The organism is Bradyrhizobium sp. Ken64, assembly GCF_055807555.1.
On record NZ_JBVVPA010000014.1, the window covers coordinates 17205 to 39744 of the forward strand.

A 22540-nucleotide genomic window follows, 5' to 3' on the forward strand; every position below is an offset into this window, starting at 1 on the left:
TAACGCGCGATTAGGAGGTGCGGCATTCGCTGGCCGCAGTTCCGCTAGGCAGTCGGCAGAGCTAGGATCGCCCGCATAAAACAACAGGGAACTCAGATGGGCCACATCGATCCGACCAAGGAGATTTTCGCGCAGTTCCGGGACAACGACCGCCCCGGTCCGATCCACATGCTCAACCTGGTGCGCTTGCGCAAGGAGGCGGCCTATCCCGACGGCCGCAAGGCAAGCGGCGCGGAAGCCTATGCGGCCTATGGCCGCGAGAGCGGGCCGGTGTTCGAACGCCTCGGCGGCCGCATCGTCTGGCAGGGCAAATTCGAGCTGATGCTGATCGGCCCCGAGACTGAGCGCTGGGACCATTGCTTCATCGCCGAATACCCAAGCGTCGCCGCCTTCGTCGAGATGATCCGCGATCCCGTCTATCGCGAAGCGGTGAAGCACAGGCAGGCCGCGGTGGAGGATTCACGGCTTATTCGGCATGCGGTGCTGCCGGTGGGGAAGAACTTTGGCGAGATACCGGAGTAGAGCCACGTCATTCCGGGGCGATGCGAAAGCATCGAACTCAGGTGCGCAATTGCGCACCTGAGAATCTCGAGATTCCGGGTCTGGCGCTCGCGCGCCAGCCCGGAATGACCGTGCAGAACTAACCCGCCGGACTCGCATCCTCGATGATCGGGCCGAACAGCTCCCAGCGTTCGCCGTTGAACTTCATCATCTGAAGCTGCTTGTTGACGCGGTAGTCGGTCGGTGAGGTGTTGGCCTTGATGCCGGGCAGCGCGGTGTCGCTGGTCACGTCCTTCAGCGACGCGGCCTGCTTCATCACGTTCTCGCGCGTCAGGTCGTCACCGCACTGCTTCAGCACATGGACCAGCAGCTGCGCCGTGCTGTAGCCGTAGGTGTTGAAGTTCGAGTCCTTGTCCCCATCCGGATAATACTTGGCCATGAAGTCGAAATACCTCTTGAGGCCGGCATCGTCCTTCCAGGTCGGGTCGAGCGGTTCCTTGCCGTAATTGACGCTGATCAGGCCCTTGGCGGCGTCGAGGCCGGCCGGCTTCAGCACCGCGCCGACCGAGGTGGCGTTGATGTCGACGATCTGAACGGGATGCCAGCCCATCTCGGCGATCTTCTTGATCGCCTGGGCCGCCTGCTTCGGCGTGGTGGCGCTGAAGAACAAATCAGCGCCGGCATCCTTGATCTTGAGGATCTGCGAGTCGACAGTCGGATCGGAGACTTCGTAGGAAGCTTCAGTCACGATCATCTTGGCAGCCTTGTCGCCGAGGCCGGCCTTGATGCCGTTCAGATAGTCCTTGCCGAGGTCGTCGTTCTGATAGAGCACGCCGATCTTGGCGTTCGGATGCTCTTTCAGGATGTACTGTCCGTAGATGCGGCCTTCGACGAAGTAGTTGGGGTTGAAGCCCATCGTCCACGGAAAGTTCTTCGGATCCGTGAACCTCGAGGCTCCGGTCGCCGCGAACAGTTGCGGCACCTTCTTCGAATTGAGATATTTCTGCACGGCTGCGTTCACCGGCGTGCCGATGATCTGGAAGGTCAGCAGGACCTCGTCGCTCTCGACGAGCTTGCGAATCTGCTCCACGGCTTTCGGCGGCGAGTAGGCGTCGTCATACTGGATCAGATTGATCTTGCGGCCGTTGACGCCGCCCTGGTCGTTGATCATCTTGAAATAGGCGGCCTGGGTCTTGCCGATCGACGAATAGGCCGACGCCGGTCCAGAAAACGGCATCGTCTGGCCGACCTTGATCTCGGTATCGCTGGCGCCCGGATCATATTTCTTCTGGGCATTGGCCGCCGAGACCGACAGCGCCAGGGTCAGCGCCGTTGCCGTGGCCAGATGCAGAATTCCATTCCTCATTCGCATTTCCTCGGTTTGTTGTTTCCGACGGTCTGCCGGGCGCACTGTGCGTCCGATGCCATCGCTGCGGGCGAGTGTGGAGGAACGATTGCCGCAGGGCAAGGTGCGCGTTCGTAGGGTGGGTTAGCCCTGCGGCTGCGCAAAGCGCAGTCCGCCGGGCGTAACCCACCACTTCTGTTTCCGCGGAAATCAAAGAGGTGGGTTACGCTGCGCTAACCCACCCTACCCAGAGACTAACCCGCTGGACCCGCATCCTCCATGATCGGGCCGAACAGCTCCCAGCGTTCGCCGTTGAACTTCATCATCTGCATCTGCTTGTTGACGCGGTAGTCGTTCGGCCCGGTGTTGATCTTGATGCCGGGCAGCGCGAAGCTCGGGGTGAAGTCCTTGATGTTGGCGACCTGCTTCATCACGTTCTCACGCGACAGGTCGTCACCGCACTGTTTCAGCACTTGCGTCAGCAATTCGGCAACTGAATAAGCGTAGGTGTTGACGGTATTTAGCTTGTCGCCTTCGGGGAAATACTTGTCCATGAAGGCGAAGAAGGCTTTCACGCCCGGATCGTCCTTCCACTGGGGATCGCCGGGCTCCTTGCCGTATTGGGTCGAGATAATGCCCTTGGAGATGTCGAGGCCGGCCGGCTTCAGCGTCGCCGAGATCGGGCTCGCGTTGATGTCGAGAATGTGCACCGGCGTCCAGCCGAGCTCGGCGACTTTCTTGATCGCCTGCGCCGCGAACTTGGGTGTCGAGGCATCATAGAAAAGATCGGCGCCCAACGATTTCAGTTTGACCACCTGCGAGTCCACCGTCGGATCCGTGACCTCGTAGGACACCTCGCCGACGATCATGCCGGCGGCCTTGTCGCCGAGACCGCTCTTGAGGCCCGCGAGATAGTCGCGGCCCATGTCGTCGTTCTGGTAGAGCACGCCGATCTTGGCGTTCGGATGCTCCTTGAGAATGTACTTGGCGTAGATGCGTCCCTCGGACACGTAGTTGGGATTATAGGCGATGGTCCAGGGATAGTTCTGCGGATCGTTGAAGCGCGCGGCGCCCGTCGAGGCCAGCAGCTGCGGGATCTTCTTGCCGTTGAGATATTTTTGTACGGCGGCGTTCGCGGCCGTGCCGATGATCTGGAAGGTGAACAGCACCTCGTCGCCTTCGACGAGCTTGCGCACCTGCTCGACCGTCTTCGGTGGCGAATAGGCATCGTCATACTGGATCAGATTGATCTTGCGGCCGTTGATGCCGCCCTGATCGTTGATCATCTTGAAGTAGGCGGCCTGGGTCTTTCCGATATTGGCGTAGACGGAATAGGGCCCGGAGAACGGCACGGTCTGGCCGATCTTGATCTCGGTGTCGCTCGCGCCGGTGTCGTATTTCTTCTGGGCGAGGGCTTCACTGACGAAGGCTTGGTTGGCGGAGAACGCGAAGGCGAGCGCCGCCGTGGCAGTGATGAAGGCTCTGCGATTGCTCATGTGGGGTTGTTCCTCCTGACGGAATTTTCCGACCGACGGTCTTGTCCCGTTGATTGCCAACGGTCGCCATCGCTGTCGGAGATTGTGGAGGAACGGCAGGCGACGCGCAAGGAGCGCGGCGCCGCGCTATGGCGTCTCAGGTCAGGAACAACGTTAACAGCGCGAGCGCAGCCGGCAGCGCCTGCACCATCAGGATGCGCGTGCTGACGGTCGCTGCGCCATAAGCGCCGGCCACGATCACGCAGAGCAGGAAGAACGCCTTGATCTGGAACGCGAAGGCCGGATTGCCGTGCACCAGCCCCCAGACCAGGCCTGCGGCCAGGAAGCCATTATAGAGCCCCTGGTTGGCGGCCAGCACCTTTGTGATCGCTGCCTTCTCCTGCGTGTTGCGGAAAACCTTCAGGCCCTGCGGCTTTTCCCAGAGAAACATCTCCAGGATCAGGAAGTAAGCGTGCAGTGCGGCGACCAGCGCCACCAGGATATTCGCGATCCAGATCAAGTTGAGCTCCCCCAGCGTCAGCTTTCGGGTGGACGCTAGCACGGCGGGCGTGGCAAGTGCGATGGCGTGTTTCGATGCCATGGTGCCGCAATGCCCGCGCGACTGACCAAACCACCTGTAAGCTTTGGCCTCGATCGGCTGGAGACGCCGATCGGGATTGCGCTGCTGGTCACCGACGCCGCGGGCGCCTTGCGCGCGCTCGACTGGGAGGATTACGAGCACCGCATGCGCGAGCTCTTGCGGCTGCACTACGGTGTGGTGGAGCTGAATGACCAGCCCGCGCCAGCAGCCATGCGGACTGCGCTGTCGGACTATTTCGACGGCGATCTCGGCCAGCTCTCAGGCATCGCCTGGCGCATCGCCGGCACGCCATTCCAGCAGAAGGTCTGGAATGCGTTGGCGCAAATCCCTGCCGGCACCACGATGAGTTACGGCGCGCTTGCCGCCAGGATCGACATGCCCAAGGCCATCCGTGCCGTCGGCCATGCCAACGGCTCTAACCCGATCAGCGTGGTGCTGCCGTGCCACCGCCTGATCGGCGCCGATGGTTCTCTGGTGAAGTATGGCGGCGGCCTCGAGCGCAAGCGCTGGCTGCTGCGGCATGAAGGCGTGGCGGTCTAGATATCCGCCTGTCGTCATTCCGGGTTCGCCGCTGCGCGGCGCCCCGGAATGACGAGAGGAGAGGCGCGCAGCCGTCCTCACGCCGCTGGCTGAACCGCCTTGTCGCCCGCCATCACGTGGGTCAGCGCGCTCTTGATCGCGGATTGCCGCGTCGGCGCGCTGATCTGTGCGCCCAGGAGGTCGGTGACGTAGAACACGTCGCGGGCGCGCTCGCCGAAGGTCGCGACATGGGCCGAGGCGATGTTGAGGTTGAGCTTCGAGATCGCGGTGGTCAGCTCGTAGAGCAGCCCGGGCCGGTCGAGGCCGGACATTTCGATCACCGTGTAGCGGTCTGACCATTGGTTGTTGATGGTCACTTCCGGCTCGATCACGAACGGCCGCGCCTTGCCGCGCACGGTGCGCCGCGCCACCACTTCGGGCAGACGCAGCTTGCCTTCCAGCACGTCCTCGATCATCTCGCCGATCCGCGTGGCGCGCCGTCCCTCGTCCTCGTCGCGGTCGTATTCCCTGGAGATCGAGATCGTGTCGAGCGCGCGGCCGTCGGTCGTGGTGTAGATCTGGGCATCGACGATGTTGGCGCCGGCCGAGGCACAGGCGCCCGCGATGATCGACAGCAGCCAGGGATGGTCGGCGGCGAAGATGGTCAGCTCGGTGACGCCACGCACCTCGTCGAAGCCGACATTGATCGCAAGCTTGTGGCCGGCCTGCTCGCTGGCACGGACGAAGCGCGCGTGGCGGATCTTGCGCGGCAGCTCGACCTTGAGCCAATAGGCCGGATAGTGCCGGCCGATATAGGCGTCGAGCTCTTCCGCCGGCCATTCCGCGAAGGCGTTACGGAATTCGGCGTATGCGGCCGTGAGGCGCTTGCCGCGGTCGACCTCCGAGAAGCCGCCGGTCAGCACCGGTTCGGTCTCGTAGTAGAGGGAGCGCAAGAGCTGCGCCTTCCAGCCGTTCCACACGCCCGGGCCGACGCCGCGGATGTCCGCGGTGGTCAGGATCGTCAAGAGCTTCATCTGCTCGACCGACTGCACCACGGCGGCGAAATTTTCGATGGTCTTGCGGTCGGAGAGATCGCGCGACTGTGCGACCGTGGACATAGTCAGATGCTCCTCGATCAGCCAGGCCACGAGCTCGGTATCGGCCGGACTGAAGCCGAGCCGCGGGCAGAGCCGTCGCGCCACCTTGGCGCCGGCGATCGAGTGATCCTCGGGCCGGCCCTTGGCGACGTCGTGCAGCAGCGTCGCAATGTAGATCACGGAGCGATGCTCCGGCCGGATCTTGCGCATCAGGTCGCTCGCCACCGCGAATTCCTCGATGCCGCCGCGCTCGATGTCCTGGAGGAAGCCGACGCAGCGGATCAAATGCTCGTCGACGGTGTAGTGATGATACATGTTGAACTGCATCATCGAGACGATCTTGCCGAAGGCGCGGATGAAATGGCCGAGCACGCCGGTCTCGTTCATCCGCCGCAGCACGATTTCCGCGTTGTCGGACGTCAGGATCTCCATGAACAGCCGGTTGGCTTCGGGATTCTCGCGCATCTGCGCGTTGATCAGGCCAAGCGAGCGCGTCACGTCGCGCATCGCGTCCGGGTGGAAGGCGAGATTGTTCTTCTGCGCCAGGCGGAAGATGCGGATCAAATTGACCGGATCGTGCTTGAAGACGTCGGGTGCGGCGACGTTGATGCGGTTGTTGTCGACGATGAAGTCGTCGCTGTCGGGAACCCGCCGCTTCACCGCGGTGGGGCGCAGCCGCGCCATCATCCGGCTCAGCACCGGCGCGGGCTTGGCCTGCTGGTCCTCGAGCTTGGCGCAGAGAATGGCGGTGAGGTTGCCGACTTCCTTGGCGACCAGGAAGTAGTGCTTCATGAAGCGCTCGACGTCCTGCATGCCGGGATGCGAGGTGTAGCCGAGCCGGACCGCGATCTCGCGCTGAAGGTCGAAGGAGAGCCGCTCTTCGGCGCGGCCGGAGTGGAAGTGCAGGTTGCAGCGCACCGACCAGAGGAAGTCGGCGCAGCGGCGGAAGGTACGGTATTCCTGCGCGTCGAAGACGCCGCGGTCGACCAGCTCGTCGGTGTCGCTCACGCGGTAGACGTACTTCGCGATCCAGAACAGCGTGTGCAGGTCGCGCAGGGCACCCTTGCCGTCCTTGACGTTGGGTTCGACCAGATAACGCGATTGGCCGCCGCGGCGATGCCGCTCCTCACGCTCGGCGAGTTTCGCGGTGACGAATTCGGACGCAGTGCCTTGCACGACCTCCTTGTCGAAGCGGGCGACCAGCTCGTCATAGAGCGGCCGGTCGCCGGTGAGGAAGCGCGTCTCCAGGATCGCGGTGCGGATGGTCATGTCGCCTCGTGCCTGCCGGATCGACTCGTCGACCGAGCGCGTGGCGTGACCGACCTTCAGCCCCATGTCCCACAGACAATAGAGAATGGCCTCCGCGACCTGCTCGCCCCAGGCGGTCTGCTTGTAGGGCAGGATGAAGAGCAGGTCGATGTCGGACTCGGGAGCCATCAGGCCGCGGCCATAGCCGCCGGTCGCCACCACTGCCATGCGCTCGGCACCGCTCGGGATCGGCGAGCGGTAGAGATGGCGGGTCGCGGCCGAATACAGGATGCGGATGATCTCGTCCTGCACGTGGCACAGCCGCTCGGCGCAGCGTCGGCCGTGGCGGTCCTTCAGCAGGATCGTCTGTGCCGCGGCGCGCGACGCAATCAGCTCGGCCTTGAGCAGTTGCGCCATGGCGGTGCGGAACGCGTCCTCGCGTCCCTGGTGCTTCTCGGCAAGCGCATCGACCGCGGCGGTGATCCGCGCGGTGTCGAAGCGATCGTCCACCTCGGCCTTGTGCTCAGTTGCGACGCTGTCCATGTCTCACCGGATATAAGAGGCGGCAGGCGCTGTCACCCGCCATTCTCTCGCAATAGTCGTTCCATGCTGGAAACGTGCGGCTTTGGGCAAAGCTGTTCTCAGCCGGCGCGCTTTCGAGGGGTGGATTTTCTCGTTGACCTCTAGATATAACTCATTGAAAAACAATGAAGTTTTGGAGGAGGCCGGGCATGACCAGAATTACACGACGGATACTTTTGGCGGGAGCGGTCGCTCTTGCCGTGTCCCCGGCGGCACGGGCGGCGGATCCGCTCAAGGAAATCCGTATCGACTGGGCGACCTATAATCCGGTGTCGATGGTCCTGAAGCAGAAAGGGCTCCTGGAAAAGGAGTTCGCCAAGGACGGCGTCACCGTCACCTGGGTGCAGTCCGCCGGCTCCAACAAGGCGCTCGAATTCCTCAATGCGGGCTCGATCGACTTCGGCTCGACCGCGGGCTCGGCGGCGCTGGTTGCACGTATCAACGGCAACCCGATCAAGTCGATCTACGTCTATTCGCGTCCCGAATGGACGGCGTTGGTGACATCAAAGGATTCCAAGATCGCTGATGTGGCCGCCCTCAAGGGCAAGCGCGTCGCGGTGACGCGCGGCACCGATCCGCACATCTTCCTGGTGCGCGCGCTACTTGGCGCAGGTCTCACCGAAAAGGACATCACGCCGGTGCTGCTCCAGCACGCCGACGGCAAGACCGCGCTGATCCGCGGCGACGTCGATGCGTGGGCCGGGCTCGATCCGATGATGGCGCAGGTCGAGGTCGAGGACGGCGCGAAACTGTTCTACCGCAAGGCCGACGCCAACACTTGGGGCATCCTCAATGTGCGCGAGCAGTTTTTGAAAGACCATCCGGACGCCGCCCGCCGCGTGCTCGCCGTTTACGAGGAAGCGCGAAAGTATTCGCTGGCGAATTACGACGAGCTCAAGAAGACCTTCATCGCCGTGACCAAGCTGCCTGAGCCTGTCGTCGACAAGCAGCTCAAGGAGCGCACCGAGCTTACCCACAGCCGCATCGGCGCACCGCAGCGCGAATCGATCCTCGCCGCGGGCCTCGCCCTGCAACAGGCCGGCGTCGTCGACGCCAAGGTCGATGTGAAGGCGACGCTGGATGCGTTGATCGACGATCAGGTCCCGCTGCCGACGAATTAAAGGCGGGCGCGCGGCAAACTCCGGTGTCGTCCCGGGGCGCGAAGCGAGCCCGGGACCCATAACCACAGGAAGCAGTTTGGGGCCAAGGCTAACTCCGAGTCCCCGTAACCACTTCTCCCTGTGGTTATGGGTCCCGGATCTGCGCTCCGCTGCGCTGTCCGGGACGACGGCTGAGAATGCCGCGCGCTCTTGCAATCCCTAACCAGACGCGCTTCCTACCCGCCATGATCTCCGACGCGCCAGTCCTGCAACAGACCACGGAACCGGCCGAAAGCGCCGCTGCGCCTTCGTGGTTGTCGCGTTATGCGCGTCCATTGCTGGGTGTGTTGCTGCCGCTCACCCTCGCGCTCGGTTGGGAGTTCCTGGTCTGGTTCGGCTGGTCCAACGGCCGGCTGGTGCCGCCGCCCTCGCGCGTGTTCGCCACCATCGCTGACCTTGCCCGCTCCGGCGAACTGTTCCGTCACATCGCCGCAACGCTGTGGCGTGTCGGCCTCGGCTTCGCGTTCGGCGTGGTCGCGGGCACGTTGCTCGGCGCCATATCCGGCTATTGGTCGCTGGCGCGGCGGCTGCTCGATCCGACCGTGCAGGCGCTGCGCGCAATTCCATCGCTGGCCTGGGTGCCGCTGTTCATCCTCTGGCTCGGCATCTTCGAGACCTCGAAGATCGCGCTGATCGCGGTCGGCGTGTTCTTCCCGGTCTATCTCGGCGTGATGGGCGCGATCCTCATCGTCGATCGCAAGATCGTCGAAGTTGGTCGCACCTTCCGTCTCTCCGGACCTGCCATGATCCGCCGTATCCTGCTGCCCGCGGTGCTGCCGGCCTATGTCGTGTCCTTGCGCGTCGGACTTGGTCTGGGCTGGATGTTCGTGGTGGCGGCCGAGCTGATCGGCGCGTCCGAAGGCCTCGGCTATCTCCTGCTCGATGGCCAACAGCTCGGCAAGCCCGCGCAGATCCTCGCCGCCATCGTGATCTTCGCGATCCTTGGCAAGCTTACGGATTGGTTGATCGAGATTGCGGCCGCGCCCTTCCTGCGCTGGCAGGACGCCTTCGGGCGTACGACGGGAGCATAAGGCGATGCTGGCGCTCGACCGGGTCAGCAAGACCTATCCCAACGGCGTGCAGGCGCTGGCGCGCTTTTCCGCCGAGATCAGGCAAGGCGAGATCGTCGCCATCATTGGCGGCTCGGGCTGCGGCAAGTCCACGCTGCTGCGCGCCATTGCGGGCCTCGACCGCGCAAGCTCGGGCACGGTGACGCTGGACAACGAGGCGATCGCCTCGCCGCATGCCAAGATCGGCATCATCTTCCAGGAGCCGCGCCTGCTGCCCTGGCTCAGCGTCGCCGATAATATCGGCTTTGGTCTTGCCGATGGGCCCGCGACCGAGCGGCGTGAGAAGGTGGCGCGTGCGCTCGAGCGTGTCGGGCTCGCCGAGAAAGCGCAGGCCTGGCCGCGCGAGCTCTCCGGCGGGCAGGCACAGCGCGTCGCGATCGCCCGCGCACTGGTGCCGCAGCCCGAGGTGCTCTTGCTCGACGAGCCGTTCTCGGCGCTCGACGCCTTCACCCGCAGGGACCTCCAGGATCATCTGCTCGATCTCTGGGCCGACACGCGGCCGACGCTCATCCTCGTCACCCATGACGTCGACGAGGCCGTGGTGCTGGCTGACCGCGTGCTGGTGATGCGGCCGCGGCCGGGCCGGCTGTTCGACCAGATCGAGATCAATCTGGGCCGGCCACGCGACCGCAATTCGCCGCTGTTCGAGAATTTCAAGCGAAGTGTGCTGACGTCACTCGACCGTTCGCTCGACCGCAGCGTGCCCGACCGTGACGCAACCCAGGGTCCCGGTCAGGCCATGTGGTGGTGACAATTTCTCTCTGAGCCGGTACATCGCAAGCCGGTACTTCGTAGAAACGATTTTCCCGGGAGAGACAAAATGGACGCCGCAGCACTGCGCCAGATGCAGGCCCCGATCAAGGAGCGCTACAAGACCGATCCCAAGACCGCGATGATCACGTTGAAGGCCAAGGGCTCGACCGACAGCGAAGGCATCGCCTGCAAGGTCGAGACCGGCCGCGCCATCGCAATGGCCGGCCTGCATCCCGGGACCGGCGGCTCCGGCCTCGAGCTCTGCTCCGGCGACATGCTGCTCGAGGCGCTGGTCGCCTGCGCCGGCGTCACGCTGAAATCGGTCGCGACCGCGATCGAGGTGCCCCTGAAGACCGGCAACGTTTACGCCGAGGGCGATCTCGATTTCCGCGGCACGCTCGGCGTCGACAAGGAGACCCCCGTCGGTTTCGCCGAGATCCGTCTGCGCTTCGACGTCGACACTGACGCGCCGCAAGACAAGCTCGACCTGCTGCTCAAGCTCACCGAGCGCTATTGCGTGGTCTATCAGACCATCAAGAACGGCCCGAAGGTCTCGGTCTCGATGCAGCGGATGTAAGGCGCGACCGCAGTCCAACAATCGGTGTCGTCCTGGCCTTGTGCGCAACTGCGCACTGGAGCCAGGATCCATTATCCCCGACGCCGATTGTGTCGCGATACTGGCGACTAAGACCGTCTAACACAGCGAAGCCTGTGGTTATGGGTCCTGGATCGGCGCTCACTCCGTTCGCTTGTCCAGAACGACGAAGAAAAAATGCCCCCCGAGCTCCACTTCTTTCTCATCCTCGTTCTGCGCATGATGGTTGCGGCGGCGTTCGTCGTGACGGCGTCGATCATCACCGAGCGCTCAGGGCCGGTGATCGGCGCGCTGGTCGCGACCTTGCCGGTTTCGGCCGGACCATCCTACGTCTTCCTCGCGCTCGACCACGATGCCGCCTTCATCGCACAGGGCGCGCTGTCGAGCTTGCCGGTCAATGCAGCGACGATCTTCATGTGCGTCACCTATGTGGTGCTGGCACAGCGGCGCAGCCTTCTGGTGAGTTGCGGAAGCGCGGTCGCGGTCTGGATCGTGTTCGCATCGATCATCAAGCAGTTCGACTGGCCGCTCACCGCCGGGCTCGCCGCCAATCTGATCGCGTTCGGCATCTGCATTCCGCTGCTCGCGGGCTATCGCCACGTGAAGATGCCACTGGTGACGCGGCGCTGGTATGACGTGCCGATGCGGGCTGCACTGGTCGCGACCCTCGTCGCGATCGTCGTCTCGACCTCGAGCTGGGTCGGTCCCCGGATCAGCGGCATCATCGCGCTGTATCCGGTGGTGTTCACCAGCATCATGGTGATCCTGCATCCGCGCATCGGCGGTCCGCCGACCGCCGCGGTGCTGGCCAATTCGGCCTGGGGCCTGCTCGGATTCGGAATGGCGATCGCCGTGTTGCACGTCGCGGTGACGTGGTTCGGCTCCGCCATCGGTCTTGGCCTTGCACTCGCCACGTGCATCGTTTGGAACCTTACGCTGTGGGGGATCGGGCGGCGTACGTTGCACAAGGCGCGACAAGCACCGTGACACTACGGATAGTGCGATATCGAGTCGCGAACGGCCTCCTCCGGTGAAACCTGTTTGCACCAACAGCGCGTCCGTCTTCCGCAACGTGTTGAACAACAAGTCTCATTTCAAGCGACGCGATGGCAGCTGCCGCGTGCGAGCGCACGTTCGTGCAGTGCTAAGTTGCTCCTTTTGCCTGTCGATCTCCAAAAATCCGTTAGAACTTTATTCGACTTTTTCCCGTACGAATGGATTTGCGTACCCGCCTCGGTCTTCGCAATGCGAGTTTTACCGGCGGAATTTTCGAGTGGAATTCGGCACGTGTTGCCGCCGTCACGCCCCTGATCCCCGTTACGCAATTTCATGATTTGGAGATTCCCATGTTTGGTCGCAAGTCCCGCAACGACGCGGACGCTCAGCTCGCAGCCATCGGGCGCTCGCAGGCCATGATCGAGTTTGCCATGGACGGCACGATCCTGAACGCCAACGAAAATTTCTTGAATGCCCTCGGCTATTCCCTCGACGAAATCAAGGGAAAGAAGCATGCGATGTTCATGCCGGCCGATCAGCGCGACAGCGCCGAGTACAAGGCGTTCTGGGCTGCATTGAACCGCGGCGAGTATCAGGCAAGCGAGTTCAAGCGGATCGCAAAGGGCGGCCGTGAGATCTGGATCGAAGCATCCTACAATCCGGTGCTCGACGGCGACGGCAAGACGGTGATGGTCGCCAAGATTGCGACCGAAATCACCGAGAAGAAGATCCGGAGCATGACGGACGCTTCGAAGATCGCCGCTATCGGTCGCGCCCAGGCCGTGATCGAGTTCAAGCTCGATGGCACCATCGTCACGGCCAACGAGAATTTCTGCAACGCGCTTGGCTATTCGCTGGCCGAGATCCAGGGCAAGCATCACAGCCTCTTCGTGCCCCAGGCCGAGCGCGACGGCGCGGCCTATCGCGAGTTCTGGGCCAAGCTCAACCGCGGCGAATACCAGGCTGGCGAGTTCAAGCGCATCGGCAAGGGCGGCCGCGAGGTCTGGATTCTCGCCTCCTACAATCCGCTACTCGATGAGAACGGCAAGCCCTTCGGCGTCGCCAAGTTCGCGACCGACGTCACGACGGAGAAGCTGAAGAATGCCGACCTTGCGGGCCAGATCGCGGCGATCGACAAGGCGCAGGCGGTGATCGAGTTCAACATGGACGGTACGATCATCACCGCCAACCCCAATTTCCTCGGCGCGCTCGGCTATTCGCTGGCCGAGATCAAGGGCAAGCACCACAGCATGTTCGTCGAGCCGTCGGAGCGCGATGGCAATGGCTATCGCGAGTTCTGGGCGGCGCTCAACCGCGGTCAGTACCAGGCGGCCGAATACAAGCGTCTCGGCAAGGGCGGCAGGGAGGTCTATATCCAGGCCTCCTACAACCCGATCATGGATCTCAACGGCAAGCCGTTCAAGGTCGTGAAATATGCGACCGATGTCACGAAGCAGGTGCTGGTCCGCATGGGCAACGAGCGTGTCCGCGGCATGATGGAATCGGTCGCCGCGGGTTCGGAGGAACTGAACGCCTCGGTGCGGGAGATTTCCGAGGCCATGACCAAATCGCGCGAGACGGCGATGAGTGCGGTGGAGCAGGTCGCGTCCGCTGATGCCCAGGCCCAGCGCCTCACTGAAGCGGCGCTGGCGATGAGCGGGATCGTCGAGCTCATCAACAACATCACCGGGCAGATCAATCTGCTGGCACTCAACGCCACGATCGAATCCGCCCGCGCCGGCGAAGCCGGCCGCGGCTTCGCGGTGGTCGCTTCCGAAGTGAAGAGCCTCGCCAATCAGGCCAAGCAGGCCACCGACAAGATTGGTGCCGAGATCGGCAGTCTCAACGGCATCTCCGGCGACGTCGTGAGCGCGCTCGGCTCGATCAAGACGGCCATCAGCAACGTCAGCGAATATGTGACGTCGACGGCCGCGGCAATCGAAGAGCAGAGCACGGTGACCAACGAGATGTCGACCAGCATGCAGCGCGCCGCCGCAGAAGCGGCGGCGATCGCGGCGAGGGCGTAACGGTCAGAGGCGTAGGGTGGATTAGCGCAGCGTAAGCCACCCTACGGCACCTTCACTGCTTCGGCAGCTTGGCCTTCAAGGCATACAGCGCATCGAGCGCTTCGCGTGGCGACATCTCGTCCGGATGCAGCGCCTTCACCGCGGCCATCAGCAGTTCGGCCTCGCTCGGCGGAGCGGCTTCTGCGGCGGCGCGCGAGGGCACTGCGAACAGCGGCAGATCGTCGGCGAGCGCGCGCGCGGTCTGACCGCGGTCCTGGGCTTCCAGCTTCGCCAGTACCGATTTGGCGCGCGTGATCACGGCCGGCGGCAGGCCCGCGAGCTTGGCGACCTGAATGCCGTAAGAGCGATCGGCCGAACCCGGCAACACCTCGTGCAGGAACACGACGTTGCCCTGCCATTCCTTCACTCGCACGGTCGCGTTGAACATCCGCGGCAGTTTGGCAGAGAGCGCCGTCAGCTCGTGATAATGCGTCGCGAACAGCGTACGGCAGCGGTTGCTCTCGTGCAGGTGCTCGATTGCGGCCCAGGCGATCGAGAGACCGTCGAAGGTCGCGGTGCCGCGGCCGATTTCATCGAGGATCACGAGCGCGCGCTCGCCGGCCTGGTTCAGGATCGCGGCGGTCTCGACCATCTCGACCATGAAGGTGGAACGGCCGCGGGCGAGATCGTCGGCGGCGCCGACACGCGAGAACAGGCGGTCGATGATGCCGATCCGCGCGCGTGTCGCCGGCACGAAACTTCCGATTTGAGCAAGAAGAGCAATCAGCGCGTTCTGGCGCAGGAAGGTCGATTTACCGGCCATGTTCGGACCGGTCAGCAACCAGAGCTGGCCGGAGTTTTGCGCAGGGCCTGGCGAGAGATCGCAGGCATTGGCGATGAACGGCTCGCCATTGCGCTTCAAGGCCTGCTCGACGACGGGATGGCGGCCGGCCTCGATGGCAAAGCCGAGAGACGAGTCCACCTCGGGCCGCACATAGTTCTCGTCGATCGCCAGCTTGGCAAGCGACGTCGCGACGTCGAGCAGCGCAAAGGCGTGGGCGGCGGCGCGCAGCTCCTCGCTGATTGCCAACGCCTTGGCGCAGAGCCGCTCGAAAATTTCGAGCTCGAGCCCGAGTGCGCGGTCGCCGGCATTGGCGATCTTGGCTTCGATCTCCCCGAGTTCCGAGGTGGTGAAGCGGACTTGGCCGGCCAGCGTCTGACGGTGGATGAAGGTTGCGTTCAGCGGCGCCGACATCAGCTTGTCGCCGTGCTGCGCGGTGACCTCGACGAAATAGCCGAGCACGTTGTTGTGCCGGATTTTGAGACCCTTCACACCCGTGTTGTCGGCGTAGCGTGCCTGCATCGAGGCGACCACCAGGCGCGAGGCGTCGCGCAGGTTTCGCGTTTCGTCCAGCGCAGGCTCATAGCCCTGGCGAACGAACCCGCCGTCACGCTTGATCAGGGGCAGTTGATCGTCGAGCGCCTTGGCGAATTCCGCCGCGAGCCCGCGCGATGGCCTTTGCAGCGCCGCCATCACCACGGCGATCTCCTGCGGCGGCTGGTCGAGTTCATCAAGCCGCGTCAGCACCTGGTCGGCGGCGATGATGCCGTCGCGCAGGCCGGCGAGGTCGCGTGGCCCGCCACGGCCGACGGAGATACGGGCCAGCGCCCGCGACATGTCCGGGGCGCCGCGCAGGATGCTGCGGATGTCCTCGCGCGCGGCGGAGTCGGCAACGAAGCTGCCGATGGCATCGAGCCGCCGCGCAATCGCCGCCGCATCGGTCAGCGGCGCGGCAAGCCGCTGCGCCAGCAGGCGCGAGCCGGCGGAGGTCACCGTGCTGTCGATCGCATCGAGTAGCGAGCCGCGGCGTTCGCCGGCCAGCGTCCGCGTCAGTTCGAGATTGGCGCGCGTCGCCGGATCGATCGCCATGGTCGCACCCGAGGCTTCGCGCGCTGGCGGCGACAGCGGCGGATGCTTGCCGACTTGGGTGCGGTCAACATAGGTGACGGCGGCGGCGGCAGCAGTGGCTTCCAGCCGCGTGAGCTGCGACAGTCCGTCCATGGTCGCGACGGCAAAATAGTCGCACAGCCGCTTCTCGGCGGTGGCGCCGTCGAAGACGTCACGGGTTAGCGGCGTCACCGCCGGCAGCTCGCGCAGGGTTTGTCCGAGCTCGCTATCGTTATAGAGCGCGTCGGTGACGATCACCTCGTTCGGATTGATGCGCGCCAGCGTCGCGGCGAGTTCGCCGCCCGAACATTCCGTCACCGTGAACTCGGCGGTCGAGATGTCGATCCAGGCGAGGCCGAAGCGGTCACCGCCCGCCGATGAGCGCGCGCGCGCGAGCGCCAGCAGGTAATTGTTGGCGCGCGCGTCGAGCAGCGTGTCCTCGGTCAGCGTGCCCGGCGTGACCAGGCGCACCACGCCGCGGCGCACGACGCTCTTGTTGCCGCGCGCCCTGGCGGCGGCGGGATCCTCGGTCTGCTCGCACACCGCGACCCGGTGGCCGGCGGTGATCAGCCGGTGCAGATAATCCTCGGAGCGCTCGACCGGCACGCCGCACATCGGGATATCGGCGCCCTGATGTTTGCCGCGCTTGGTCAGGACGATGCCGAGTGTCCTGGAGGCGATCTCTGCGTCCTCGAAGAACAGTTCGTAAAAGTCGCCCATCCGGTAGAACAGCAAGAGACCCTGATGCGCCGCCTTGATTTCAAGGTACTGTTCCATCATCGGGGTCACGCGCGCGGCAGCTTCCGCCTGCGGCGCGGGCGTATCGTCGGGGGGCGGTACAGGGATCGGTTGTTGCATTGTCATGGGCGGCGCAACCTACAAAATTTCACTCCGCGCTCCTATCGCTTTGGCCGCGGAGGGGAGGTTTTCCACGTTGTCCGCAGCGCGGCATGCGCAACTCGCGTGCGCACCCCTCGGAACACGCGCGCATCGGTCAATTGACCTGCCGCGGGCGCCCTCCTAAAACTCCGTCGACATTGAAGAATTTAGGCCGGATCGCGGCATTCAGGGAGAACAACGATGCGTGACGTCTTTATCTGCGATGCCGTGCGGACCCCCATCGGCCGCTTTGGCGGCTCGCTCGCCAAGGTGCGTGCCGACGACCTGGCGGCGGCCCCGATCAAGGCTCTGATGGCCAAGCACCCCAATCTTGATTGGGCTGAGGTCGACGAGGTCTTCTTCGGCTGTGCCAACCAGGCCGGCGAGGACAACCGCAACGTGGCACGCATGGCGCTCCTGCTTGCGGGCCTGCCGGATTCGGTTCCGGGCCAGACCCTGAACCGGCTCTGTGCCTCCGGCCTCGATGCGGTCGGTGCGGCCGGCCGCGCCATCCGCTCCGGCGAGATCGAGCTTGCGATTGCCGGCGGCGTCGAATCCATGACGCGCGCGCCCTTCGTGATGGGCAAGGCGCAGGAAGCGTTCTCGCGTTCGGCTGAGATCTTCGACACCACGATCGGCTGGCGCTTCATCAATCCGCTGCTGAAGGCGCAGTATGGCGTCGACGCGATGCCCGAGACCGGCGAGAATGTCGCCGAGGAATTCCAGGTCTCCCGCGCCGATCAGGACGCGTTCGCGATCCGCTCGCAGCAGCGCGCGGGCGCCGCGATCGCGGCCGGCTATTTCGCCGAAGAAATCACCCCGATCACCATTCCGGGCGGCAAGGCCGGCCCTGTCATCGTCGACAAGGACGAGCATCCGCGCCCCGAGACCACGCTGGAAGCGCTGACCAAGCTCAGGCCGATCGTGCGCAATCCCGGCACGGTGACCGCCGGCAACGCCTCCGGCGTCAACGACGGCGCCGCCGCAATGATCCTGGCGTCCGAGGCCGCCGTGAAGAAGCACGGCCTGACGCCCCGCGCGCGCATCCTCGGCCTCGCCTCGGCCGGCGTGCCGCCGCGCATCATGGGCATCGGCCCGGTGCCGGCCACCCGCAAGCTGATGGCGCGTCTCGGCAAGAAGATCAGCGATTTCGACCTGATCGAGCTCAACGAAGCGTTCGCCTCGCAGGGTATCGCCTGCATGCGCCAGCTCGGCGTTGCCGACGATGCCGATTTCGTCAATCCGCATGGCGGTGCGATCGCGCTCGGTCATCCCCTCGGCATGAGCGGCGCGCGCCTCGCGCTCACCGCGGTGCACGGCATGGAAAAGCGCGGCGGCAAGCTGGCGCTCGCCACCATGTGCGTCGGCGTCGGTCAGGGCGTGGCTGTCGCGATCGAGAAGCTGAACTGACCGGATGCGCAGCGTTCGGGCATCCCGGGGCGGTGCACTTGCACCGAACCCGGGATCTCGAGATTCCCCAGTGCGCAATGGCGCACCTGAGGTCTGGTCCTTCGGACCATCCCGGAATGACAGGGAGAAAGTAGCGCCATGATCATCGCGGGCGAGCAGGACGTCACGGCCGCGGCATTGGCGGTGATGCAGCGGACATCCGATCCCCGGCTGCGTCAGATCATGGTCTCCCTGGTCAAGCATCTGCACGGTTTCGTTCGCGACGTTCGCCTGACCGAGAAGGAATTCCGCGACGCCACGGCTGTTATCGCCGAACTCGGCAAGCTCTCGACCGACACGCACAACGAGGTCGTGCTGATGGCAGGCTCGCTCGGCGTCTCGCCGCTGGTGTGCCTGCTGAACAATGGTGATCAGGGTAACACGGAAACCGACCAGTCGCTGCTCGGACCATTCTGGCGGCTGAACTCGCCGCGGGTGGAAAATGGCGGATCGATCGTTCGCTCCGAGACCCCTGGCGCGCCGCTGTTCGTCAACGGCCGCGTCGTGGACAAGGACGGCCGTGCTGTCGCCGGCGCCGAGGTCGACGTCTGGCACGCGTCGCCGGTTGGTCTCTATGAAAACCAGGACCCCGAGCAGGCCGACATGAACCTGCGCGGCAAGTTTACGACCGACCAGGACGGAGCCTTCTCGTTCCGCTCCGTGATGATGGTCGGCTATCCCATTCCGACCGACGGCGTGGTTGGCCGTCTCCTGGAGGCGCAGAGCCGGCATCCCTATCGTCCCGCGCACCTGCATGCGTTGGTTTTCAAACCCGGATTCAAGGTGCTGATCTCGCAGGTCTACGACCCCGCCGATCCGCATATCGATAGCGACGTGCAGTTCGGCGTGACCAAGGCGCTGCTCGGCAAGTTCCTGCGCCATGACACACCACACCCAACCGGGCGCGACGTCGCGACGCCCTGGTATTCGCTCGACCATGTCTACCGGCTCGAAGCCGGCGAGGCCGTCCTGCCGCGTCCGCCGATCAAATAGGGCTCAAAGCCGCTTCCCCCAATTAGTTATATCCTATAATGATTGGCGGAAACGTTGACCGGTCGGAAAAGGGCCGGGGAGGAGTTCGCCAATGACATTCATCTATCCCGTCGAGAGCAACACGGCGCATCCGCTGCCGCTGTCGCCCGAGTACAAGAGCTCGATCAAGCGCGCGCCGAACAAGCCCTTGATCCCGATGCGCCATACGCTGTCGGAGCTGACCGGCCCGGTCTACGGCCACGAGACCGTGCGCGAGGGCGACAACGACCTCACCACCCAACACACCGGCGAGCCGCTCGGCGAACGCATCATTGTGCACGGCCATGTGCGCGACGAGGACGGCCGCGGCGTGCCGAGTTCGCTGGTCGAGATCTGGCAGGCCAATTCCTGCGGCCGTTATGTTCACGTCCGCGACCAGCATCCGGCGCCGCTCGATCCGAACTTTACGGGCGCCGGCCGCACCGTGAGCGACGCCTCCGGTTACTATCGCTTTGTCACGATCAAGCCTGGCGCCTATCCCTGGGGCAACCATCACAACGCCTGGCGTCCCGCACACATCCATCTCTCGGTGTTCGGCCATTCCTTCGTCACGCGTCTCGTGACGCAGATGTACTTCCCGGCCGATCCGCTATTCCCGTTCGATCCGATCTTCAATTCGGTGCCGGACGAGAAGGCGCGCGCGCGGATGGTGTCGTCGTTCGATCTCGACAACACCCAGCCCGAATGGGCGCTGTGCTACCGCTTTGACATCGTGCTGCGCGGCAAGAACGCCACCCCCGTGGAGAACCATTAAGTGCAGGACAATGGGATCACGCCGTCGCAGACCGTCGGCCCGTTCTTCAAATACGGCCTGACGCCGACCGGCGAGTATGCCTGGAACGATGCGTTCACCAATTCGACCCTGACGCCCGACGTCACCGGTGAGCGTGTCCGGATCGAGGGCCGCGTGTTCGACGGCGATGGCGTCGCCGTGCCCGATGCCATGCTGGAGATCTGGCAGGCAGATGCGCAGGGGCGCTTCGCCGATCCGCAGGACAAGCGCGCGCTGCCAAATGCGAGCTTCCGTGGCTTTGCCCGCTGCGGCACTGACAAGGACGGCAATTATTCCTTTGAAACCATCAAGCCGGGCGCCGTGCCCGATCCCGACGGCAAGCCGCAGGCACCGCATATCCTGCTTGCGGTGTTTGGTCGCGGCATGCTGCGGCATCTTTATACCCGCATCTATTTCAGCGACGAGGCCGGCAATGCCGCCGATCCCGTGCTGGCGGTGGTGCCCGCCGACCGTCGTGCCACGCTGACGGCCGTGCGCGAGGCCGGCAAGCCGGTGTACCGGCTCGACCTGCGGCTTCAGGGCGACAACGAAACGGTGTTTTTCGACGTGTGACCCCAGCGTCGTCCCGGACAGGCGAGCGCCGATCCGGGACGACAGCGGAGGACGGGCTCAAGCTTCGCTGCCCGAAACCGTTCACCTGACGCCGTTTCCCGTATTTGTTCGGAGTTCGCGCGGGCGCAATTTCCGCGCGATGCAATCCCGTGTTTACCGTAATGCTTTAGGATCCGTGGGATTCGGCGCGGCCCCATTGGATTGTTTCATGAAAATTCGCCTTTCGCTTTCCTCCGCAATCATTGCTTTCGGCGTCGTTCTGGCCATCGGCTTCACCGCGGTGGTCTCCACCAGCCTTTACGCCTTGAAAGAGCTCAAGGTCGGCGGTCCGCTCTATTCCGACATCAAGCTCGGCAACGATCTCATCGCCGACATCCTGCCGCCGCCGGAATATGTGATCGAGGCTTATCTCGAGGCCACGCTTGCCATGCGCGAGCCCGACCAGCTGGCGGCTCATGGCGAGCGCCTGGTCCAGCTCCGCAAGGATTACGACGAGCGCAAGGCATTCTGGGTCACCTCCAGCCTCTCGCCCGACCTGAAGACGGCCCTGGTGTCGAAATCCGACGCCGAGGTGCAGAAGTTCTGGAAGCTGTTGTCGGACCAGCTCCTCCCCGCTCTCAAGGCCAAGGACGCGGTCGCCTCCGAGCGCGCCTACGCGCAGCTCAAGGAGGCCTACACCGCGCATCGCACCGTCATCGACAGCATCGTCGAGAGCGCCAACAAGCAGAATGCCGACATGGAAAAGCTGGCCGCCGACCGCGACCGCTCCATGCTTTATATCCTCCTCGGCGTCTCCGCCGCCGTCCTCGCCTTCATTGCGGCGGGCCTGCTCGGCGTCGCCCTCGGCGTGGTGCGCCCGATCGTGCGCATGACGAGCGCGATGCAAAAGCTCGCGACCGGCGATCTCGCCGCCGACATTCCTTTCGCGCACCGGCAGGACGAGGTCGGCTCGATGGCGGGCGCGCTCCTGGTGTTCAAGCAGTCCGCGGTCGAGAATTCCCGCCTGCGCGAGGAGCAGTTGGAGAAGGAGCAGGAGGCAACGCTCGCCAAGCGCGGGGCGCTGCACCAGATGGCCGAAATCGTCGAGCGCGAGACCGGCCGCTCGGTCGACACCGCGAGCGCCGCGACGCAAGGCGTGGAGCGTGCCGCCTCCAGTCTGTCCGAGATCGCAAGGTCGCTCTCGACACAATCGCAGGCGGTCGCAGCTGCCTCCAACCAGGCCCTCGGCAGCTCGCAGACCGTCTCGGCCGCGGCCGAAGAACTCAGTGCTTCGATCCGCGAGATCGCAACCCAGGTCGCGCGGACCAGCACGGTTACAAAATCGGCGGTCGCCGGTCGGGAACAGGCGCGCTCGACCATCCAGACGCTGGCCGGATCGGTGAAGAAGATCGCCGAGGTTTCCGACCTCATCGGCGGCATCGCCGGCCAGACCAATCTGCTGGCGCTCAACGCCACGATCGAGGCGGCGCGCGCCGGGGAGGCCGGCCGTGGCTTTGCGGTGGTCGCCGCCGAAGTGAAGTCCCTCTCCGACCAGACCGCCAAATCCACCGAGGAGATCGCGCGGCTGATTGCCGAGATCCAGGCCTCGACCCAGGCCGCAGTCGACGCCGTCGAAACCATGGGAGGCCACATCGTCGAGATCGACGGCGTTGCCACCACGGTTGCCGCGGCGATGGAAGAGCAGGATGCCGCGACCCGCGAGATCACGCGGTCGATCTCCGAATCGGCTTCCGCGGCCAAGGAGGTCTCGGCCAAGATCGGTGATGTCAGCCGCGACGCCGCCTCCGTGAACGAGCGCGCCGCGGAGGTCAGGCAGGCGATCGCCGGCATGGCAGCGAATTTCGAACAGCTCCGGTCGGTCGTGGTCAGGACCGTGCGCGACTCGACTGCCGCGGCTTGAGCCGGCTGCTGAGGCCGCTGGCGGCCGGCAGCGCGGTTG

At 64.5% G+C, this 22540-nt stretch carries 18 protein-coding genes; 13 read left to right on the top strand and 5 right to left on the bottom strand.

The features are described from left to right. Positions 1-96: 96 nt before the first annotated feature. Positions 97-522 (top strand): DUF1330 domain-containing protein, encoded by a 426-nt coding sequence (locus tag AC0L2F_RS22240; RefSeq protein ID WP_007615995.1) that lies wholly within the window; start codon positions 97-99, stop codon positions 520-522. A gap of 118 nt (positions 523-640) precedes the next feature. Here AC0L2F_RS22240 and AC0L2F_RS22245 read toward each other — a convergent pair whose 3' ends face one another. From AC0L2F_RS22245 to AC0L2F_RS22255, 3 genes are all read right to left on the bottom strand, one after another. Beyond that, entirely contained in the window at positions 641-1867 is a 1227-nt protein-coding gene (locus AC0L2F_RS22245) for an ABC transporter substrate-binding protein (RefSeq protein ID WP_007615994.1), read from the bottom strand. A 233-nt stretch (positions 1868-2100) separates the two neighbouring features. Next, complete coding sequence (locus AC0L2F_RS22250; RefSeq protein ID WP_035975290.1) at positions 2101-3342, bottom strand: ABC transporter substrate-binding protein; 1242 nt, start codon at positions 3340-3342, stop codon at positions 2101-2103. A 136-nt stretch (positions 3343-3478) separates the two neighbouring features. Further along, positions 3479-3922, bottom strand: coding sequence for a DUF1304 domain-containing protein (locus AC0L2F_RS22255; RefSeq protein ID WP_473249858.1), 444 nt, complete (start codon positions 3920-3922; stop codon positions 3479-3481). Between the two features lie 9 nt (positions 3923-3931). On the opposite strand from AC0L2F_RS22255, the gene AC0L2F_RS22260 reads away from it, so the two are divergent. Then, on the top strand, positions 3932-4462 hold the full coding sequence (locus AC0L2F_RS22260) for a methylated-DNA--[protein]-cysteine S-methyltransferase (RefSeq protein ID WP_473249859.1): 531 nt from the start codon (positions 3932-3934) through the stop codon (positions 4460-4462). Positions 4463-4539: 77 nt separating this feature from the next. Here the strand turns inward: AC0L2F_RS22260 and AC0L2F_RS22265 are convergent, their stop codons facing one another. Continuing rightward, positions 4540-7329: a [protein-PII] uridylyltransferase gene (locus AC0L2F_RS22265; RefSeq protein ID WP_007615990.1), complete on the bottom strand. Its 2790-nt coding sequence runs from the start codon at positions 7327-7329 to the stop codon at positions 4540-4542. 188 nt (positions 7330-7517) lie between these two features. Between AC0L2F_RS22265 and AC0L2F_RS22270 the strand changes: the two genes are divergently transcribed. The 6 genes from AC0L2F_RS22270 (at position 7518) to AC0L2F_RS22295 (ending at position 13969) form a co-directional block, all read left to right on the top strand. Further along, a complete protein-coding gene (locus AC0L2F_RS22270) occupies positions 7518-8489 on the top strand; it encodes an aliphatic sulfonate ABC transporter substrate-binding protein (protein WP_473249860.1) in 972 nt (323 codons plus the stop codon). A 224-nt stretch (positions 8490-8713) separates the two neighbouring features. Beyond that, positions 8714-9559, top strand: coding sequence for an ABC transporter permease (locus AC0L2F_RS22275; protein ID WP_473249965.1), 846 nt, complete (start codon positions 8714-8716; stop codon positions 9557-9559). Between the two features lie 4 nt (positions 9560-9563). Continuing rightward, a complete protein-coding gene (locus tag AC0L2F_RS22280) occupies positions 9564-10349 on the top strand; it encodes an ABC transporter ATP-binding protein (RefSeq protein ID WP_007615986.1) in 786 nt (261 codons plus the stop codon). A 69-nt stretch (positions 10350-10418) separates the two neighbouring features. Then, a complete protein-coding gene (locus AC0L2F_RS22285; protein WP_007615985.1) occupies positions 10419-10928 on the top strand; it encodes an OsmC family protein in 510 nt (169 codons plus the stop codon). A gap of 195 nt (positions 10929-11123) precedes the next feature. Next, positions 11124-11933 carry a hypothetical protein gene (locus tag AC0L2F_RS22290; RefSeq protein WP_473249861.1) on the top strand — a complete coding sequence of 270 codons (810 nt, stop codon included), beginning with the start codon at positions 11124-11126 and terminating at the stop codon, positions 11931-11933. A gap of 359 nt (positions 11934-12292) precedes the next feature. Then, positions 12293-13969, top strand: a complete 1677-nt coding sequence (locus AC0L2F_RS22295; RefSeq protein WP_473249862.1) for a methyl-accepting chemotaxis protein — start codon at positions 12293-12295, stop codon at positions 13967-13969. A 52-nt stretch (positions 13970-14021) separates the two neighbouring features. Here AC0L2F_RS22295 and mutS read toward each other — a convergent pair whose 3' ends face one another. After that, on the bottom strand, positions 14022-16760 hold the full coding sequence (gene mutS, locus AC0L2F_RS22300; RefSeq protein WP_473249863.1) for a DNA mismatch repair protein MutS: 2739 nt from the start codon (positions 16758-16760) through the stop codon (positions 14022-14024). A gap of 216 nt (positions 16761-16976) precedes the next feature. Between mutS and pcaF the strand changes: the two genes are divergently transcribed. The 5 genes from pcaF (at position 16977) to AC0L2F_RS22325 (ending at position 22501) form a co-directional block, all read left to right on the top strand. Continuing rightward, positions 16977-18185 carry a 3-oxoadipyl-CoA thiolase gene (gene pcaF / locus AC0L2F_RS22305; RefSeq protein ID WP_473249864.1) on the top strand — a complete coding sequence of 403 codons (1209 nt, stop codon included), beginning with the start codon at positions 16977-16979 and terminating at the stop codon, positions 18183-18185. 138 nt (positions 18186-18323) lie between these two features. Further along, the gene (locus AC0L2F_RS22310; protein ID WP_473249865.1) at positions 18324-19217 is read left to right on the top strand and encodes a dioxygenase family protein; all 894 of its coding nucleotides are present in this window, start codon (positions 18324-18326) and stop codon (positions 19215-19217) included. Positions 19218-19308: 91 nt separating this feature from the next. Beyond that, positions 19309-20010: a protocatechuate 3,4-dioxygenase subunit beta gene (gene pcaH, locus AC0L2F_RS22315; RefSeq protein WP_473249866.1), complete on the top strand. Its 702-nt coding sequence runs from the start codon at positions 19309-19311 to the stop codon at positions 20008-20010. Further along, positions 20011-20601 carry a protocatechuate 3,4-dioxygenase subunit alpha gene (gene pcaG, locus AC0L2F_RS22320; protein WP_007598143.1) on the top strand — a complete coding sequence of 197 codons (591 nt, stop codon included), beginning with the start codon at positions 20011-20013 and terminating at the stop codon, positions 20599-20601. A 208-nt stretch (positions 20602-20809) separates the two neighbouring features. Then, entirely contained in the window at positions 20810-22501 is a 1692-nt protein-coding gene (locus AC0L2F_RS22325; protein ID WP_473249867.1) for a methyl-accepting chemotaxis protein, read from the top strand. Positions 22502-22540 lie beyond the last annotated feature (39 nt).

Excerpts from the sequence above, each read along its gene's own strand:
- AC0L2F_RS22240 (WP_007615995.1), top strand. The coding sequence starts at position 97 with ATGGGCCACATCGATCCGACCAAGGAGATTTTCGCGCAGTTCCGGGAC.
- AC0L2F_RS22280 (WP_007615986.1), top strand. The coding sequence starts at position 9,564 with ATGCTGGCGCTCGACCGGGTCAGCAAGACCTATCCCAACGGCGTGCAG.
- AC0L2F_RS22255 (WP_473249858.1), bottom strand. The coding sequence starts at position 3,922 with ATGGCATCGAAACACGCCATCGCACTTGCCACGCCCGCCGTGCTAGCG.
- AC0L2F_RS22310 (WP_473249865.1), top strand. The coding sequence starts at position 18,324 with ATGATCATCGCGGGCGAGCAGGACGTCACGGCCGCGGCATTGGCGGTG.
- AC0L2F_RS22275 (WP_473249965.1), top strand. The coding sequence starts at position 8,714 with ATGATCTCCGACGCGCCAGTCCTGCAACAGACCACGGAACCGGCCGAA.
- AC0L2F_RS22250 (WP_035975290.1), bottom strand. The coding sequence starts at position 3,342 with ATGAGCAATCGCAGAGCCTTCATCACTGCCACGGCGGCGCTCGCCTTC.
- AC0L2F_RS22290 (WP_473249861.1), top strand. The coding sequence starts at position 11,124 with ATGCCCCCCGAGCTCCACTTCTTTCTCATCCTCGTTCTGCGCATGATG.
- AC0L2F_RS22285 (WP_007615985.1), top strand. The coding sequence starts at position 10,419 with ATGGACGCCGCAGCACTGCGCCAGATGCAGGCCCCGATCAAGGAGCGC.
- pcaH (WP_473249866.1), top strand. The coding sequence starts at position 19,309 with ATGACATTCATCTATCCCGTCGAGAGCAACACGGCGCATCCGCTGCCG.
- AC0L2F_RS22270 (WP_473249860.1), top strand. The coding sequence starts at position 7,518 with ATGACCAGAATTACACGACGGATACTTTTGGCGGGAGCGGTCGCTCTT.
- mutS (WP_473249863.1), bottom strand. The coding sequence starts at position 16,760 with ATGACAATGCAACAACCGATCCCTGTACCGCCCCCCGACGATACGCCC.
- AC0L2F_RS22245 (WP_007615994.1), bottom strand. The coding sequence starts at position 1,867 with ATGAGGAATGGAATTCTGCATCTGGCCACGGCAACGGCGCTGACCCTG.
- pcaF (WP_473249864.1), top strand. The coding sequence starts at position 16,977 with ATGCGTGACGTCTTTATCTGCGATGCCGTGCGGACCCCCATCGGCCGC.
- AC0L2F_RS22265 (WP_007615990.1), bottom strand. The coding sequence starts at position 7,329 with ATGGACAGCGTCGCAACTGAGCACAAGGCCGAGGTGGACGATCGCTTC.
- AC0L2F_RS22260 (WP_473249859.1), top strand. The coding sequence starts at position 3,932 with ATGCCCGCGCGACTGACCAAACCACCTGTAAGCTTTGGCCTCGATCGG.
- AC0L2F_RS22295 (WP_473249862.1), top strand. The coding sequence starts at position 12,293 with ATGTTTGGTCGCAAGTCCCGCAACGACGCGGACGCTCAGCTCGCAGCC.
- AC0L2F_RS22325 (WP_473249867.1), top strand. The coding sequence starts at position 20,810 with ATGAAAATTCGCCTTTCGCTTTCCTCCGCAATCATTGCTTTCGGCGTC.